15 protein-coding genes are annotated in these 16902 nt (G+C 71.3%); 5 read left to right on the forward strand and 10 right to left on the reverse strand.

Translation table 11 applies throughout. The annotated features are described in order from the left end of the window. Positions 1-7: 7 nt before the first annotated feature. From ftsH to dacB, 5 genes are all read right to left on the reverse strand, one after another. Complete coding sequence (gene ftsH / locus ACGFZF_RS07785) at positions 8-2029, reverse strand: ATP-dependent zinc metalloprotease FtsH (protein ID WP_393551925.1); 2022 nt, start codon at positions 2027-2029, stop codon at positions 8-10. Positions 2030-2200: 171 nt separating this feature from the next. After that, complete coding sequence (gene hpt / locus ACGFZF_RS07790; RefSeq protein WP_132917781.1) at positions 2201-2740, reverse strand: hypoxanthine phosphoribosyltransferase; 540 nt, start codon at positions 2738-2740, stop codon at positions 2201-2203. A gap of 41 nt (positions 2741-2781) precedes the next feature. Next, entirely contained in the window at positions 2782-3795 is a 1014-nt protein-coding gene (gene tilS, locus ACGFZF_RS07795; protein ID WP_393551927.1) for a tRNA lysidine(34) synthetase TilS, read from the reverse strand. A gap of 195 nt (positions 3796-3990) precedes the next feature. Further along, positions 3991-5121 (reverse strand): zinc-dependent metalloprotease, encoded by a 1131-nt coding sequence (locus tag ACGFZF_RS07800; RefSeq protein WP_393551929.1) that lies wholly within the window; start codon positions 5119-5121, stop codon positions 3991-3993. An 82-nt stretch (positions 5122-5203) separates the two neighbouring features. After that, positions 5204-6724, reverse strand: coding sequence for a D-alanyl-D-alanine carboxypeptidase/D-alanyl-D-alanine-endopeptidase (gene dacB, locus ACGFZF_RS07805; RefSeq protein WP_393551931.1), 1521 nt, complete (start codon positions 6722-6724; stop codon positions 5204-5206). Positions 6725-6827: 103 nt separating this feature from the next. On the opposite strand from dacB, the gene ACGFZF_RS07810 reads away from it, so the two are divergent. Further along, on the forward strand, positions 6828-7322 hold the full coding sequence (locus ACGFZF_RS07810; protein ID WP_003968257.1) for an inorganic diphosphatase: 495 nt from the start codon (positions 6828-6830) through the stop codon (positions 7320-7322). A 122-nt stretch (positions 7323-7444) separates the two neighbouring features. Beyond that, positions 7445-9085, forward strand: a complete 1641-nt coding sequence (locus ACGFZF_RS07815) for a threonine/serine exporter family protein (protein ID WP_393551933.1) — start codon at positions 7445-7447, stop codon at positions 9083-9085. Between the two features lie 381 nt (positions 9086-9466). On the opposite strand, the gene ACGFZF_RS07820 is transcribed toward ACGFZF_RS07815, so the two are convergent. After that, on the reverse strand, positions 9467-10162 hold the full coding sequence (locus tag ACGFZF_RS07820; protein WP_393551935.1) for a DedA family protein: 696 nt from the start codon (positions 10160-10162) through the stop codon (positions 9467-9469). Between the two features lie 150 nt (positions 10163-10312). Here ACGFZF_RS07820 and ACGFZF_RS07825 point away from each other — a divergent pair, with 150 nt between their 5' ends. The 3 genes from ACGFZF_RS07825 (at position 10313) to ACGFZF_RS07835 (ending at position 13626) form a co-directional block, all read left to right on the forward strand. Then, positions 10313-10681: a YbjQ family protein gene (locus tag ACGFZF_RS07825; RefSeq protein ID WP_147979029.1), complete on the forward strand. Its 369-nt coding sequence runs from the start codon at positions 10313-10315 to the stop codon at positions 10679-10681. 227 nt (positions 10682-10908) lie between these two features. Next, entirely contained in the window at positions 10909-12189 is a 1281-nt protein-coding gene (locus tag ACGFZF_RS07830; protein ID WP_393551937.1) for an ion channel protein, read from the forward strand. Between the two features lie 24 nt (positions 12190-12213). Then, positions 12214-13626 (forward strand): glutamate decarboxylase, encoded by a 1413-nt coding sequence (locus ACGFZF_RS07835; protein ID WP_393551939.1) that lies wholly within the window; start codon positions 12214-12216, stop codon positions 13624-13626. A gap of 87 nt (positions 13627-13713) precedes the next feature. Here ACGFZF_RS07835 and ACGFZF_RS07840 read toward each other — a convergent pair whose 3' ends face one another. The 4 genes from ACGFZF_RS07840 to ACGFZF_RS07855 form a co-directional block, all read right to left on the reverse strand. Then, positions 13714-14478, reverse strand: a complete 765-nt coding sequence (locus ACGFZF_RS07840; RefSeq protein WP_393551941.1) for an ABC transporter permease — start codon at positions 14476-14478, stop codon at positions 13714-13716. Continuing rightward, a complete protein-coding gene (locus ACGFZF_RS07845; protein WP_393551943.1) occupies positions 14475-15413 on the reverse strand; it encodes an ATP-binding cassette domain-containing protein in 939 nt (312 codons plus the stop codon). Before ACGFZF_RS07845 ends, ACGFZF_RS07840 begins: the two co-directional genes overlap by 4 nt. Before the next feature lie 111 nt (positions 15414-15524). Then, positions 15525-16175, reverse strand: coding sequence for a PadR family transcriptional regulator (locus tag ACGFZF_RS07850; RefSeq protein WP_393551946.1), 651 nt, complete (start codon positions 16173-16175; stop codon positions 15525-15527). A 41-nt stretch (positions 16176-16216) separates the two neighbouring features. Further along, positions 16217-16756: a DinB family protein gene (locus tag ACGFZF_RS07855; protein ID WP_356603717.1), complete on the reverse strand. Its 540-nt coding sequence runs from the start codon at positions 16754-16756 to the stop codon at positions 16217-16219. Positions 16757-16902: the final 146 nt, after the last annotated feature.

The raw sequence follows: 16902 nt of genomic DNA on the forward strand, positions 1-16902 counted from the left end.
TTCCGGGTCAGGACTCCGGGGTGTCCTCCGGGGCGATCTCGATCGCCTTGGTGGTGTCGACCGGGGTCGCGCCGTTCGCGCTGTTCGTCAGGGCCAGCTCCTTGGGGGAGAGCACCGGCGGACGCGTGGAGGGCGTCCGGCGGGCCGATCCGGTCCAGGCGGGGCGGGCCGGGCGCTTGACGATGGGGGCGAAGATCTCGGCGATCTCCTCCTTGCCCAGCGTCTCCCTCTCGAGGAGCTGCAGGACGAGGTTGTCGAGGACGTCGCGGTTCTCGACGAGGATCTCCCACGCTTCGTTGTGCGCGGTCTCGATGAGCTTCTTGACCTCTTCGTCGACCAGCGCGGCGACCTCTTCCGAGTAGTCGCGCTGGTGGGCCATCTCACGGCCGAGGAACGGCTCGGTGTTGTCGCCGCCGAACTTGATGGCGCCGAGTCGCTCGGTCATGCCGTACTGGGTGACCATCGCGCGGGCCGTGGTGGTGGCCTTCTCGATGTCGTTCGCGGCGCCCGTGGTCGGGTCGTGGAAGACGAGTTCCTCGGCGGCGCGTCCGCCCAGCATGTAGGCCAGCTGGTCGAGCATCTCGTTGCGCGTGGTCGAGTACTTGTCCTCGTCCGGGAGCACCATCGTGTAGCCCAGGGCGCGGCCGCGGGACAGGATGGTGATCTTGTGGACGGGGTCGGAGTTCGGGGATGCCGCGGCGACCAGGGCGTGTCCGCCCTCGTGGTACGCGGTGATCTTCTTCTCCTTGTCCGACATGATCCGGGTCCGCTTCTGCGGGCCCGCGACCACGCGGTCGATCGCCTCGTCCAGGGAGTGGTTGTCGATCAGCTTCTTGTCCGAGCGGGCGGTGAGGAGCGCCGCCTCGTTCAGGACGTTGGAGAGATCGGCACCGGTGAAGCCGGGGGTGCGGCGGGCGACGGCGCCGAGGTCGACGTCCGGGGCGACCGGCTTGCCCTTCTGGTGGACCTTGAGGATCTCCAGGCGGCCCTGCATGTCCGGGCGGTCGACGGCGATCTGCCGGTCGAATCGGCCGGGGCGCAGGAGTGCCGGGTCGAGGATGTCGGGTCGGTTGGTGGCGGCGATCAGGATGACGCCGCCCTTGACGTCGAAGCCGTCCATCTCGACGAGGAGCTGGTTGAGGGTCTGCTCGCGCTCGTCGTGACCGCCGCCGAGGCCGGCGCCGCGGTGGCGTCCGACGGCGTCGATCTCGTCGACGAAGACGATCGCGGGGGCGTTCGCCTTGGCCTGTTCGAAGAGGTCGCGGACCCGGGAGGCGCCGACGCCGACGAACATCTCGACGAAGTCGGAGCCGGAGATCGAGTAGAACGGCACGCCCGCTTCTCCCGCGACGGCGCGCGCGAGGAGGGTCTTGCCGGTGCCGGGCGGGCCGTAGAGGAGCACGCCCTTGGGGATCTTGGCGCCGACGGCCTGGAACTTGGCCGGCTCCTGGAGGAATTCCTTGATCTCGTGGAGTTCCTCGACGGCCTCGTCGGAGCCCGCCACGTCGGCGAAGGTGGTCTTCGGGGTGTCCTTGGTGATGAGCTTGGCCTTGGACTTCCCGAAGTTCATGACTCGGGAGCCGCCGCCCTGCATCTGGTTCATCAGGAAGAGGAAGACGACCACGATGAGGACGAAGGGGAGCAGCGAGAACAGGATCGAGAGGAAGGGGCTCTGCCGCTCGGGGGAGACGGTGTAGCCCTTGTCCAGTGCGCCGGAGGCGGACTGTTCCTGGAGGGTGGTGGTCAGGTTGGCGCCCTGGTCACCGATGTAGCTGGCCTGGATCTTGGTGCTGCCGCCGTACTTGTCCTTGTCGGCGTCCTTCTTGAGCTCGACCTTGATGACCTGCTCGTCGCCGGTCGTCAGCTTGACCTGGTTGGCCTGCTTGTCATTGATCGCCTGGACTACCTTGCTGGTGTCCACCGTCTTGTAGCCCTCGGACGAGCCGACGACCTGCATCAGCACGACCACGGCGAGGACGGCCAGCACGATCCACATGACCGGCCCACGGAAGTATCGCTTCACGTCCATCCATACGGAGCGGGTACGCTCCGTCCCTCCTGCCCGTAGGTAAATGCTGCTGTGAGAAAAAGCTGTTCTTCGGACGGTACCCCAGCATGAGGGCCGGAGACCGCCTTCCCTTGCTCCAACGGCGGGAAGGCGGTGCTGGTTCCCTGGATCGCGGGGTGGGGTCCGGTGGGGTCAGCCGCCGTAGACGTGGGGGGCCAGGGTGCCGACGAAGGGGAGATTGCGGTACTTCTCGGCGTAGTCCAGTCCGTATCCGACGACGAACTCGTTGGGGATGTCGAAGCCGATCCATTTGACGTCGATGGCGACCTTGGCGGCGTCGGGCTTGCGGAGCAGGGTGCAGACCTCGAGGGAGGCGGGCTCGCGCGAGCCGAGGTTCGACAGGAGCCAGGACAGGGTCAGGCCGGAGTCGATGATGTCCTCGACGATGAGGACGTGCTTGCCCTTGATGTCGGTGTCGAGGTCCTTGAGGATGCGGACGACTCCGGAGGACTGGGTGCCGGCTCCGTAGGAGGAGACGGCCATCCAGTCCATGGTGACGGGGGTGGACAGGGCGCGTGCCAGGTCCGCCATCACCATCACGGCGCCCTTGAGGACTCCGACGATGAGCAGGTCCTTGCCCGCGTACTCTGCGTCGATCTTCGCGGCCAGCTCGGCCAGCTTCGCGTCGATCTCTTCCTTGGTGATGAGCACCGACTTGAGGTCGGTGCCCATGTCCTTCTCGTTCACCCGGGTCACTTTCGTTGCAGCTTGCGTCAGCCTTGCCGAATGACCAGTCTGCCACCCTGCCGGCGTGCCTCGACGCGGCCGGGCAGATTGATGGCTCCTTGGCCGCGCCAGCCGGTGATGAGTCGGTCGACCTCTTCGATGTGGCGGGCGAAGAGGGAGCCGGCGGGGGCGCCCTCGGCGATGACGGCGCGGCGGAGGACGCGGCGGCGGACGGCGGGGGGCAGTCCGAAGAGTTTGGCGCATTCGAGGCGGCCGGCGTCGTCGCGTACGGAGGCGTCGGCGTCGGCGGCCCAGGAGTCGAGGGCGTCGGCGTCGTCGCGGGAGAGCTGGGCGGTGCGGGCGAGGGCTTCGACGACGCCTTTGCCGAGGGCTTTCTCGAGGGCGGGGAGGCCTTCGTGGCGGAGTCGGGAGCGGGTGTAGGCGGGGTCGGCGTTGTGGGGGTCGTCCCAGACGGCGAGTTCCTGGGCGACGCAGGCTTTGCGGACGGTCTGCCGGTCGAGTTCCAGGAAGGGGCGTCGGTAGCGGCGGGTGGTGCCGGAGACGGCGGCCATGCCGGAGAGGGAGCGGATGCCGGAGCCGCGGGCGAGGCCGAGGAGGACGGTTTCGGCCTGGTCGTCGCGGGTGTGGCCGAGGAGGACGGCGGTGGCGCCGTGGTGTTCGGCGGCGGCGTCGAGGGCGGCGTAGCGGGCGTCGCGGGCTGCGGCTTCGGGTCCGCCTTCGCGGCCGACGGTGACGGCGGCGGAGTCGACGGGGTCGAGGCCGAGTGCGGTCATGCGGTCGGCGACTTCGGCGGCGCGTTGGGCGGAGCCGTCCTGGAGTCCGTGGTCGACGGTGATGCCGCCGGCGCGGAGGGGGAGTTTGCGGGATTCGAAGGCGAGTGCGGAGGCGAGTGCCATGGAGTCGGCGCCGCCGGAGCAGGCGACGAGCACCAGGGGCTCGGTGGTCGGCTCGCCGGTGTCGGTGTGGTGTTCGGTGAGGATGTCGTGGAGTACGCGGCGGACCGCCAGGCGTATCGCCGCGACCGCAGGATGGGGACCCATGTCCGGTGCCCTTCGTGAAGGAGTGGGGTGCCTCGGTCGGAGACTTAACGGTCGGAAGAGGGGGTTCGGTCACTCAGAGTGCGTCGATGGTGACAGAACCCGGCCGTTTACCGAGCATTGCACGCCTGCTCTTCGCCTATGGTCCCTCGGATGGGTGATTGGTGGCGCTTTCTTCTGCCGTCCGCGGCCTGCGTCTCAGGAGTCTGCCTTACGGTGCACCCTCGCGATCCAGTCGGCGGGTGCGGCGATCTCGGCCTTGGTCGGAAGGGTGTTCGGGGAGGTCCAGACGCGGTTGAAGCCGTCCATGCCGACCTGGTCGACGACGGCGCGGACGAAGCGTTCGCCGTCGCGGTACTGGCGCAGTTTGGCGTCGAGGCCGAGGAGGCGGCGGAGGGCCAGGTCGAGGCGGGAGGCGCCGCGGGCGCGGCGTTGCTGGAACTTCTCGCGGATCTCGGCGACGGAGGGGACGACCTGGGGTCCGACGCCGTCCATGACGTAGTCGGCGTGTCCTTCGAGGAGGGACATGACGGCGGTGAGGCGGCCGAGGATCTCGCGCTGTTCGGGGGTCTGGACGAGTTCGACGAGGGAGGGGGAGGGTTCTCCCTCCTCGCCTTCGGGGCGGCCTCCGGCGAGTGCCTGGGCGGCTTCGCGCAGGCGCTCGACGACGGTGGACGGGTCGACCTCGGTGGCGCCGAGGAATGACTGGATCTCGCCCTGGAGGTGGTCGCGGAGCCAGGGGACGGCGGTGAACTGGGTGCGGTGGGTCTCTTCGTGGAGGCAGACCCAGAGCCGGAAGTCGTGGGGGTCGACGGCGAGTTCGCGTTCGACGTGGACGATGTTGGGGGCGACGAGGAGGAGTCGTCCGCCGCCGTTGTCGCCGGTGGGGAGTTCGCGGGTGGCGGGGGCGAAGGTCTCGTACTGGCCGAGGATGCGGGAGGCGAGGAACGACAGGAGCATGCCGAGTTCGACGCCGGTGACCTTGCCTCCGACGACGCCGAGCATGGCTCCGCCGGTGGTGGTGGAGCGGCGTTCCTGCATCTTGTCGAGGAGGGGCGAGAGCAGTTCGCGGAAGCCGGCGACGTTGGCGCGGACCCAGCCGGCGCGGTCGACGACGAGGACGGGTGTGTCCCGTGGTTCGTGGCCTTCGGGGACCATCCGGGTGAAGGCGCGGACGTGTTCCTCGGACGCCTTGGCGTGCCGGCGGAGTTCCGCGACGACCTCGCGGGCTTCGTCGCGGGTCACTTCGGGTCCCGGGCGCAGGAGTCGGGTCGCGGTCGCGACCGCGAGGTTCCAGTCGACCATCTCGACACCACCGATGCTCGTCATGCGTCAACCGTACGTTCTCGGCGCCGGTTCGGGAGGGGCTTGGAGCGGGTTCGGTGTGGTTCGGGTGGGGGTCGGCGGCGGGTCAGCGGGGTGCGGTGAGGGCGGCGGAGAGCCGGTCCAGGGCGGGCTGCGCGGTGGCGGGGGAGGGTGTGCGGCCGGCGAGGAAGGCGAAGGCGAGGAGTCGTCCGTCGGTGGTGACGACGGTTCCGGCGAGGGTGTTGACGCCGGTGAGGGTGCCTGTCTTGGCGCGGACGAGGCCGGCGCCGGTGTGGGCGGTGGTGGTGTCGAAGCGGTCCTGGAGGGTGCCGGTGAAGCCGCTGACGGGGAGGCCGGTGAGGACGGGGCGCAGGGCCGGGTGCGCGGGGTCGGCGGCGCGGGTCAGCAGGGCGGTGAGGAGTGCGGCGGAGAGGCGGTCGGCTCGGGAGAGGCCGCTGCCGTCGGCGAAGTGGGCGCCGGTGGTGGGGAGGCCGAGGCGGGTGAGTTCGTCGCGTACGGCTTTGGCGGCGCCGGTGAAGCTGGCGGGTTGCCGGTGGGCGAGGGCGGTCTGGCGGGCGAGTGCTTCGGCGAGGTCGTTGTCGCTGTGGGTGAGGGTGCGTTCGACGAGGTCGGCGAGGGGTGCGGAGTGGGTGCGGGCGAGGAGGGTGCCCGTCTGGGGGGTCTTGGGGTCGGTGGTGGTGGTCGTGCCGGTCGTGGGGGTGGTCGGGGTGCCGGTGTTGGTGGCTCCCGGGCTCGCGGGGGCCTTGTGGTCCTGGGCGGTGGTGACGGTGGGGGCACGGCCGGGGGTCGGGGTGCCGGTGACGTGGACGCCGGCGCGGCCGAGGAGTCCGGCGAAGGTGGTGGCGGTGTCGGCGGCGGGGTCGGCGGTGCGGGGGGCGGGGCCGTGGGTGGAGTCGTCGAGGCGTCCTTCGCGGGTCATGAGGGCGCTGACGGGGGCGATGTTGTCGTTGGGGCCGATGGGGTGGCGGCTGGGTCCCTGGTAGAGGCTCGTGTCGTAGGTGAGCCGTACGGGGGTGGTGCGGCGCGGGCCGAGGGCGCGGGCGGTGCTCGCGGCGAGGGTGGTGAGCCGGGCGCGGTCGAGGGTGGGGTCTCCGCCGCCGACGAGGGTGAGGGTGCGGCCGTCGGGTGAGGCGACGACGGTGGTGGTGATGCGGTGGTCGGGGCCCAGGGCGGAGAGGGCGGCCGCGGTGGTGGCGATCTTGATGGTGGAGGCGGGGGTCATGGGGGTGGTGGCGCCCTCGCCGTAGAGCTGTCTGCCGGTGGCGACGTCGACGACCGAGGCGGTGCGCAGGGGGCCGAGGCCGGGGTCGGCGAGGAGGGGGACGAGGGTGGCGGCGAGGTCCGCGGGGCGGGTGGTGCGGGGGGTGTCGAGGGCGCGGAGGACGCCGGCGGCGCTGGGGGCCGGTGCGGGGCGCGGAGGGGCGGCGGGGGCTCCGGTTCGCGCGTGATGTGCGCCACCTGTCCCCTCGGTGGCGGCTGCGCGGGCCCGCTCGGCCTTACGCTGACCCGTGTCCCATGGGCCGGCGGCGGCCACCGCTCCGGCGGCCAGTGCCAGACCGAGCACGGCAGAGCACGCCGTGAGCTGCCACAGCCTCGGCTCCGGCATTGCTGACCAGCCCCTTTCGCGATCACACACAGGCGTGAGGGACACTTAATCACTGCGCGTTGCCGCAGGGCATTCACATGTGTTGATTCAGGAGGAGCCACCCGTGGAGTTCGACGTCACCATCGAGATCCCGAAGGGGTCGCGGAACAAGTACGAGGTCGACCACGAGACGGGTCGCATCCGTCTGGACCGCCGTCTGTTCACCTCGACCAGCTACCCGGCCGACTACGGCTTCGTCGAGAACACCCTGGGCGAGGACGGCGACCCGCTGGACGCCCTGGTCATCCTCGACGAGCCGACGTTCCCGGGCTGCCTGATCAAGTGCCGCGCGATCGGCATGTTCCGGATGACGGACGAGGCCGGCGGCGACGACAAGCTGCTGTGCGTCCCCGCGTCGGACCCGCGTGTGGAGCACCTGCGTGACATCCACCACGTCTCCGAGTTCGACCGCCTGGAGATCCAGCACTTCTTCGAGGTCTACAAGGACCTGGAGCCGGGCAAGTCGGTCGAGGGTGCGGACTGGGTCGGTCGCGCCGAGGCCGAGGCCGAGATCGAGGCCTCCTACAAGCGCCTGGAGGCGCAGGGCGGCGCCCACTGATCGGGGCGTTCCCATAGGCGTACAGCTGTGACGCGGCGGGCGGCACACCTCTCGGGGTGTGCCGCCCGTCGCGCGTTCATACTGGTTTCGGCCGTGTGTGCCGCGGAGTGAGGGCGAGAACAGTGGCGGAGCCGGAGGGCCCCGAGGACCGCAAGCCGCAGTCGGACGAGGCGCGCAGCGCTTTCACCCCGCCCGCGGGGGTCGAGCAGCCTGTGCCGCCGGAGGAGGAGCATCCGACCTCCGAGTTCGCCGTGCCCAAGGGCTTCCATCCGGAGCCGGCCGCGGAGCCGGAGGGGTCGGCGTTCGCCACGCCGTCGACGTATTCCGTGAAGCAGGCGCCGGCGGCGTTCACGCCGGCGCACGGCATCCCGCTGGCGAAGCTGCCGGTGGACGCGCCGTGGCAGGACCGGATGCGGACGATGCTGCGGCTGCCGGTGAGCGAGCGTCCGGTGCCGGAGACGCGCAAGGAGGACGAGTCCGGGCCGGCCGTGGGGCGTGTCCTGGACCTGACCCTGCGCATCGGGGAGCTGCTGCTGGCGGGCGGCGAGGCCGCGGAGGACGTCGAGGCGGCGATGTTCGCGATCTGCCGCTCGTACGGGCTGGACCGGTGCGAGCCGACGGTGACGTTCACGCTGCTGTCGATCACGCACCAGCCGTCGCTGGTGGACGATCCGATCACGGCGAACCGGACGGTGCGGCGGCGGGGCACGGACTACACGCGGCTGGCGGCGGTCTACCAGCTGCTCGCCGACATCAACGCGGAGGCGCACGAGGTCACGCCGGAGGAGGCGTACCGGCGGCTGGCGGACATACGGCGTAACCGGCACCCGTATCCGGGCTGGGTGCAGACGGCGGCGGCGGGCGTGCTGGCGGGTGCCGCCTCGGTGCTGCTGGGCGGTGACACGACGGTGTTCTTCGTGGCGGCGCTGGGCGCGGTGCTGGGCGACCGGCTGGCGTGGCTGTGCGCGGGGCGCGGGCTGCCGGAGTTCTACCAGTTCCTGGTGGCGGCGATGCCGCCGGCCGCGATGGGGGTGCTGCTGACGCTGCTGCACACGGATCTGAGGCCGTCGGCGGTCATCACGGGTGGCCTGTTCGCGCTGATTCCGGGGCGGGCCCTGGTGGCGGCGGTGCAGGACGGTCTGACCGGCTTCTACATCACGGCCTCGGCCCGGCTGCTGGAGGTCGGGTACTTCTTCGTGGCGATCGTGGTGGGCGTGCTGTCGGTGCTGTACCTGGCGGTGCAGTTCGACGCGCAGCTCAATCCGGAGGGCGCGCTGAGCGCGGTGGAGCGGCCGGCGATCCAGATCGTGGCGGCGATGGTGCTGTGCGCGACCTTCGCGATCCTGTTGCAGCAGTCGCGCGAGACGGTGGTGTTCGCGACGCTGAACGGTGGCGTGGCCTGGGTCGTGTACGCGTCGATCGCGGTGACCGCGGACGGGTCGGCGGTGATGGCGACGGCGGTGGCGGCGGGCCTGGTGGGTCTGTTCGGGCAGCTGATCGCCCGCTACCACCACACGTCCTCGCTGCCGTACGTGACGGCGGCGATCGGGCCGCTGCTGCCGGGTTCGGCGACCTATTTCGGGGTGCTGGCGATCGCGCAGAACAACCTGGACCAGGGCTTCGCGTCGCTGGCCAAGGCGGCGGCCCTGGCGCTGGCGATCGCCATCGGGGTGAACCTCGGAAGCGAGCTGGCCCGGCTGTTCATGCAGGCGCCGCGCGCGGCGGCGGCCCGCCGGGCGGCGAAGCGGACGAGGGGCTTCTGAGCCCTGTCGAGACCTTCGGGGCGGGACCCGGGGGGACGCCGCGGTGGCGCCCGCGCGGTCGTCCCGTACGGGTCCTCCACGCAGGCGTCCCGCGGGCTCGCAGGGTGCCTGCGGGGCCGCGGGACGCGGGAGGGTCCGGCCGGGGGCCGGGGGTCTCTAGGGCCTGTCTTCAAAGTAGCGCCGGTCGGGCTCGCGGTGTCCGGTGCCGTGCATCGCAAGGCGGAGGAGCGTCCGCGTACTGGACGTACTCTGACGCTTCGACAACGCGGCGTGGGGGCCCCTCCCGTGCCCGAAGGGCCACGGGGGAGCGCGGTACCGGGCGCCGCGAGCTGGGGGCACCTCCCGGGCGAAGCCCAGGGGGAGGGACTTTGAAGACAGGCCCTAGCGCTTGGCGTGCCGGCCGCGCTCCGTGGAAGTCGGGGAGTCGCCCTGGTCGCCCTGGGCGCGGGCGGCCTTCTTGCTCTGGGAGCGGGCGCGGAGGAACTCGATCGCGATCGGGACGACCGAGATGAGGACGATCAGGATGAGGATCGCCTCGATGTGCTCGTGCACGAAGTCGATCTTGCCGAGGGAGGCGCCCAGGAGGGTGACCCCCACGCCCCAGAGCAGACCGCCGACGATGTTGAAGATGATGAACGAGCGGTAGTTCATCCGGCTCACGCCGGCGATGATCGGCGTGAACGTGCGCACGATGGGCACGAAGCGGGCCAGGATCAGCGACTTCGGGCCGTGCTTCTCGAAGAACTCGTGCGCCTTCTCGACGTTCTCCTGCTTGAAGAGCTTGGAGTCGGGGCGCTTGAAGAGGGACGGGCCCACCTTGCGGCCGAAGAGGTAGCCGACCTGGTCGCCGATGATCGCGGCGAGCGCGACGAGGGTGCAGACCAGCCACAGCGGTGTGTCCAGCTTGCCGGTGGTGACCAGCAGGCCGGTGGTGAAGAGCAGCGAGTCACCGGGCAGGAAGAACCCGATGAGCAGGCCGGACTCGGCGAAGACGATGACCAGGACACCGATCAGACCGAAGGTCTGGATCAGGTAGTCCGGGTCCAGCCAGCTCGGTCCGAGGGCAAGCGTGTTCACGGGTTCCGGGCTCCTGCTCGGTCGATGGGGGCGGGGGTACGGCCGCCTCAAGGTATCAACGCATTCTTTCGGGTCCGGGTTCCACCGGCCCCCTCCAGGATGCGGCAGGGCGTGGAGCGCCCGAGGCTGGGGGCCAGGAGGTGGATGCGCATGGGCATCGAGGATTACGGCGGCGGGCAGGGTCCGCAGTCCGATGTGCTGGTCGTCACGACCAACGACGTCCCCGGCTACCAGGTCCAACAGGTGATCGGCGAGGTCTTCGGGCTCACCGTGCGGTCCCGGCATCTGGGCAGCCAGATCGGCGCGGGGCTGAAGTCGATGATCGGCGGTGAGCTGAAGGGTCTGACGAAGACCCTGGTCGAGACCCGCAACCAGGCGATGGAACGGCTGGTGGAGCAGGCGCGGGCGCGCGGCGCGAACGCGGTGCTGATGTTCCGCTTCGACGTGACGGAGGCCGCGGACGTGGGCACGGAGGTCTGTGCCTACGGCACCGCGGCCGTGATCGCCCCCCGCGCCTGATCCGGGGCGCGGTCGCGGTCGGCGCGGTGGTGTGGGCGGAGCCGGCGGCCGCGCTCCCGGCTCCGCCCCGTACCGCCGCGGCCGGGCGGGCCACCGGTCCGCGGTCACGCGGGCGGGTGTACGGAGGTGCTCAGCCGGTCCGCGGTGGAGCGGATTCGCCGACGCGACGTGAGGTGCCGCCCGAATCTCGGGATGTTATGCGGCTTTTGCTCACATATGGTGAGCCGGTGGTCACCGATACACCGTCGCCCGCGCCCGTGCCGCCGGCCCCGCTGCGGGTGCTGCTGCCGCAGATCCTGCCCGCCCTCGTGGTCGGCGTGGCCGCGAGTCTGCTGTTCCTGGGCGTGAGCGTGGCGGCCGAGGAGTTCCAGCACGTCCTCTGGAAAACCCTTCCGGACGCACTGGGCATCGGCGGCTACTCCTCCCTCTGGATGATCGTCATGCTCACCGCCACCGGCATCGCGGTCGGGCTGGTCGTCTGGAGGATCTCCGGGCACGCCGGACCCGACCCCGCCTCCACCGGACTCGGCGGCGCCCCCATGTCCCCGCGGATCGTCCCCGGCCTGCTGCTCGCCACGGCGCTGGCGCTGGCGGGCGGGGTCAGCCTCGGCCCGGAGAACCCGATCATCGCGGCCAACATCGCCCTCGCCTACTGGCTCGGCACCAGGGCCCGGCCCTCCCTGCCGGGCGCCCTGTGGGTCTCGCTCGCCTCCGCGGCCACCATCGGCGCCCTCTTCGGGACCCCCGTGGCGGCCGCCCTGGTCATCTCCGAGGCCCTCACCCACACGCCCGGCCCCGGATCGCTCTGGGACCGGCTCTTCGCCCCACTGGTCGCCGCGGGAGCCGGGGCGATGACCACGACGCTGCTCGCGCACGCCAGCTTCGACCTGGCGCTGCCCCCGTTGAGCGACCCGGGCTGGGGCGACCTGCTCGCCGCGATGGTCATCGCCACGGCCGCGGCCCTCTTCGGCCTCCTCGCCTGCTACGCCTTCCCCCACGTCCACCGCGCCTTCCACCGGCTGCGGCACCCGATGCTGATGCTGCCGCTCGGCGGCCTCGTCCTCGGCCTGCTGGCGACCATCGGCGGGCATCTGACGCTCTTCAAGGGCCTGGAGGAGGTCAAGACGCTCACCGCGGACATCGGCGACTGGACGCCGGGCGAGCTGAGCCGGATGGCCGTGGTCAAGCTCGCCGCCCTGCTGGTCGCCGCGTCCTGCGGCTTCGTCGGCGGCCGGATCTTCCCCGCCGTGTTCATCGGCGTCGCCTTCGGCCTGTTCGCCCAGGCCCTCGTACCGGAGATCGCACCGGCCGTCGCCGTCTCCTCCGCCGTGCTCGGCGTGCTCCTCGCGACCACCCGGCAGGGCTGGGTGAGCCTCTTCGTCGCCGCCGTCCTCGTCGCCTCTCCCCCGGTGCTCCCCCTGCTCTGCCTGGCCTCGCTGCCGGCCTGGCTGGTCGTCACCGGGCGGCCCCAGCTCGAACTCGACCCGTCCGGTGCCTCCCTGCACTGACACCCCATCCGAAGGAGTCTCCCCATGCCCCTGCACAAGGGCCCCGGCGAACCCGGGGCGGACCGTCGCCTCGCCCTCAACCCCTTCTACGGGCTGGCCAACCCCATCGGCGGCATGACCGACGCGCCCCCGCACCACCGTCTGCCCGACGGGCCCCTGCCACCCATGAGCGCGTACCAGCTCGTCCACGACGAGCTGATGCTCGACGGCAACTCGCGGCTCAACCTCGCCACCTTCGTCACCACCTGGATGGAGCCGCAGGCCGGGGTGCTGATGGCGGAGTGCCGCGACAAGAACATGATCGACAAGGACGAGTACCCGCGCACCGCCGAGCTGGAGCGCCGTTGCGTGGCGATGCTGGCCGACCTCTGGAACGCCCCCGACCCGGACACCGCCGTCGGCTGTTCCACCACCGGCTCCAGCGAGGCGTGCATGCTCGCCGGCATGGCCCTCAAGCGCCGCTGGGCCCAGCGCAACGGCGACCGCTACCCCGGCAGCGCCCGGCCCAACCTGGTGATGGGCGTCAACGTCCAGGTCTGCTGGGAGAAGTTCTGCAACTTCTGGGAGGTCGAGGCCCGCCTCGTGCCCATGGAGGGCGACCGCTTCCACATGGACGCGCAGTCGGCGGCGGACCTCTGCGACGAGAACACCATCGGTGTCGTCGCCGTGCTCGGCTCCACCTTCGACGGCTCCTACGAACCCGTCGCCGAGATCTGCGCCGCCCTCGACGCCCTCGAGGAACGGACCGGGCTCGACATCCCCGTCCACGTGGACGGCGCCTCCGGCGCGATGATCGCCCCCTTCCTCGACGAGGACCTGGTCTGGGACTTCCGGCTGCCGCGGGTCTCCTCCATCAACACCTCCGGCCACAAGTACGGCCTGGTCTACCCGGGCGTCGGCTGGGCCCTGTGGCGCTCGCCCGCCGAACTGCCCGAGGAACTGGTCTTCCGGGTCAACTACCTGGGCGGCGACATGCCCACCTTCGCCCTCAACTTCTCCCGGCCGGGCGCCCAGGTCGTCGCGCAGTACTACACGTTCCTGAGACTCGGCCGGGAGGGCTACCGGGCCGTCCAGCAGACCAGCCGCGACATCGCCCGCGGGCTCGCCGAACGGATCGACGCGATGGGCGACTTCCGGCTGCTGACCCGCGGCGACCAGCTGCCCGTCTTCGCCTTCACCACCGCCCCCGAGATCACGGCCTTCGACGTCTTCGACGTCTCGCGGCGGCTGCGCGAACACGGCTGGCTCGTCCCCGCGTACACGTTCCCCGCCGACCGGGAGGACCTGTCCGTCCTGCGCGTGGTCTGCCGCAACGGCTTCTCGGCCGACCTCGCGGACCTCTTCGTCGACGACCTGAACCGGCTGCTCCCCGAGCTGCGCGCCCAGCAGCACCCGATGAACCGCGACAAGTCGGCGGCGACCTCCTTCCACCACTGAAGGCCGCCACCGAAGGCCACGGGGGACGGGGCGCGCCCGCCGGCGCACCCCGTCCGGCCGGGTCCCGCCCGGGCGGGACCCGGCCGCTCAGCCGCTCAGGCGCCGGAACCTGCCGACCGCCAGCGGGAAGAAGACCGCGAACAGCACCACCGGCCACACCACCGCCGCCATCACGTGCCCCGGCTCCCCGCCCGGGTTGCCGAAGAGGTCACGGACCGCCGTCGCCGTCGCCGACATCGGGTTCCACTCCACGACGGAGGCCAGCCAGCCCGGCATGGACGCGGGAGAGGCGAAGGCGTTGGAGAGGAAGCCGATCGGCCAGACCAGGATCTGCACCGCCTGGACCATCTCCGCCCGGCCCGCGACCATCGCGAGGAAGATCCCCATCCACAGCATCGCGAAGCGCAGCAGGAGCAGCAGCCCCAAGGCCCCCACGAAGGCGCCGAATCCGCCGTGTGCGCGCCAGCCGATGGCGTAGCCGACCCCGGCCATCAGCAGCAGTCCGGCCGTCGACTGGAGCATGTCCGCGGCCGAACGCCCCACAAGGACCGCGCCGTCGGCCATCGGCATCGAGCGGAAGCGGTCGATCACGCCCTTGTTCAGGTCCTGGGTGACCGCCGTCATCGTGCCTTCGAGCCCGAAGACCATGGTCAGGGTGAGCATGCCGGGCACGAGGAAGTCGACGTACTCCCCCTCGACCCCGCGCCCGCCGCCGACGAGGTAGCCGAACATCAGCAGCATCATGACCGGGAAGACCAGCCCGACCAGGACCTGTACCGGCTGCCGCGCCCAGTGGGCGAGTTCACGCCGGGTCATGGTCCAGCAGTCGCTCACCACGTAGACCGCGCTCATGCGGCCACCTCCTTCGCGTCGGTCAGGTGGAGGAAGACCTCGTCCAGGGTGGGCCGCCGGACGGCGATGTCCTCCGCCTCGATCCCGGCCGCCTCCAGGGCCCGTACGGTCTCGGCCAGTGCGGCCATCCGGTCCCGTACCGGGGCGCTGATCCGCCGCCGGTCGCGGTCGACGGCCGGTTCAGCCGAGGGGAGCAGCGCCGCCGCCTCGTCCAGGCGCCGGGCGTCGCGCAGCACGACGTCGATCCGGTCGCCGCCGACCCGGGCCTTCAGCTCGTCGGCGGTGCCGTCGGCGACGACCCGCCCGCGGTCCACCAGCGAGATCCGGTCGGCGAGCTGGTCGGCCTCCTCCAGGTACTGCGTGGTCAGCAGGACGGTCGTGCCGCCGCCGACCAGGGAACGCACCGATTCCCACACCTCGTTGCGGCCGCGGGGGTCGAGTCCGGTGGTGGGTTCGTCGAGGAACAGCACGTCCGGCTCGGTGATCAGCGAGGCCGCGAGGTCGAGGCGGCGGCGCATGCCCCCGCTGTAGCGGCCGACCGGCCTGCGCCCGGTCTCGGTCAGCCCGAAGCGTTCCAGGAGTTCGTCGGCCCGGGTCCCCGCGCGCCGGGCGCCCAGGTGGTGGAGCCGGCCGAACATCTCCAGGTTCTGCCGGCCGCCGAGCTCCTCGTCCACGGCGGCGTGCTGGCCGAGCAGTCCGATCCGCCGCCGGACCTCGCCCGCCCGGGTGCGGACGTCGAGCCCGGCGACCCGGACGGTCCCCTCGTCGTGGCGGAGCAGGGTGGCGAGGATCCGCACCGCCGTGGTCTTGCCGGCGCCGTTGGGTCCGAGCACGCCGTGCACCGTGCCGCTCCCGACGACCAGGTCCAGGCCGTCGAGAGCCTGCTTGTCCCCGTACCGTTTGCGCGCGCCCTCGACGACGATCGCGTCAGTCATCCGTGGTCCTCCAGCCGTCCCACTCGGTAATCAAATTTGACTACTCCATCAAACTAACCCTGCCGGTCCCATTGGTCAAACTTGAATAGTCATCCTCCGGCGACGCCCCGGTCAGGACTCCGCGTCGCCCTCACCGTCGTCGCCACCCGTCGCGTACGGGTTCTCCTGCCCCTCCGCGAGGACGCCGAGGAAGGGCTCCCCGCCCTCTCCGGCGAAGGAGTAGGCGCCCGCCTCGATCCGTTCGATCAGGCCGAGCGTCCACTCCTTGCCGGCGTCGGCCGAGTGGACCCACATGTGCATGATCTCGCCGATGTGGCCCAGCTGCCCCGGGCCGCCCTCGGGGGTGTAGTACTCGGTGACGGTGGCGCGCCACGCGTCGAGCCCCTGGACCCGCCGCCGCAGCAGCTCCACCACCTCCGCCCGCGGGAGGTCGACGATGAAGCCGATCCCCGCCGACAGGACGTCCGTCTTCTGGTCGTGCGTGGCCAGCGCCTCACGCAGCAGCGCGAAGTACTCCTCCGTGCCGCGCCCGGTCACCTCGTACTCGGTCCTGGGCGGGCCGCCGGCGGTGCTCGGCGCGATCTCGTGGGCGCGGAGCAGTCCCTGCTTCTCCATCTGCTTGAGCGCGTGGTAGATCGAGCCGGGCTTGGCGTTGGACCACTCGTGCGCGCCCCAGAACTCCAGGTCGTTGCGGACCTGGTAGCCGTGGGCGCGGCCGTGCTGACGCACCGCGCCCAGGACAAGAAGCCGGATCGCCGACATCCGCACACCTCCTAGTCAATTTTGACTAGGGTACGGGGGATTCAGTGCCCCTGCTCCAGCGCCACCAGTTCGAAGGACGTCCTGCCGTCCAGGGACTCCCGGATGATGTCCGCGTGCCCGGCGTGCCGGGCGATCTCCTCGACCAGGTGGAGCATCAGCCAGCGCATCGACACGGCGCCGTCCTCGGGGAACCAGGGGGCCGGCGGCAGCGGGAAGGTGTCGTCGAGGGCGGGCACGGCGAGGATGAACGCCTCGGTCTCCTTGGCCACGTCGTCCCAGAAGGCCAGCACGTCCGGGATCGACTCGCCCTCGACGAGCCGGAAGCTGTCCCCCCAGGTCTCCTGCGTGCGCTGGCGCTCGTTGGGGCGCTGCTGGGCCAGCCGAAGCCAGTTGAGCTCCATCTCCGCCACGTGCTTGACCAGCCCGGACAGGCTCAGCTCGCTGGCGCTGGGGCGGCCGGCGGCCTGCTCCTCGGTGAGTCCGAGGACGGAGCGGCGGACCGCCGCGCGCTGGGCCTCGACGAAGTTCAGGAGCGTGCCGCGCTCGTCGCCGGGAGCCGCCGCGGGAACGTGGGTGACCATGGGTGTCCGCCTCTCAGTGGTGTGCCGGGTGCACGGCCGGGGGCCCTGCGCCTTCCCGACAACCCCCACGCTACGGAGGCTTGCGGACAACTACGGTCCGCAACTCGACGCGGGAGGGTGACGGGCCGGGAACGACCCCGCGAAGG

This window comes from Streptomyces sp. NPDC048338, from assembly GCF_043201055.1.
In the GTDB taxonomy this organism is placed as follows: domain Bacteria; phylum Actinomycetota; class Actinomycetes; order Streptomycetales; family Streptomycetaceae; genus Streptomyces.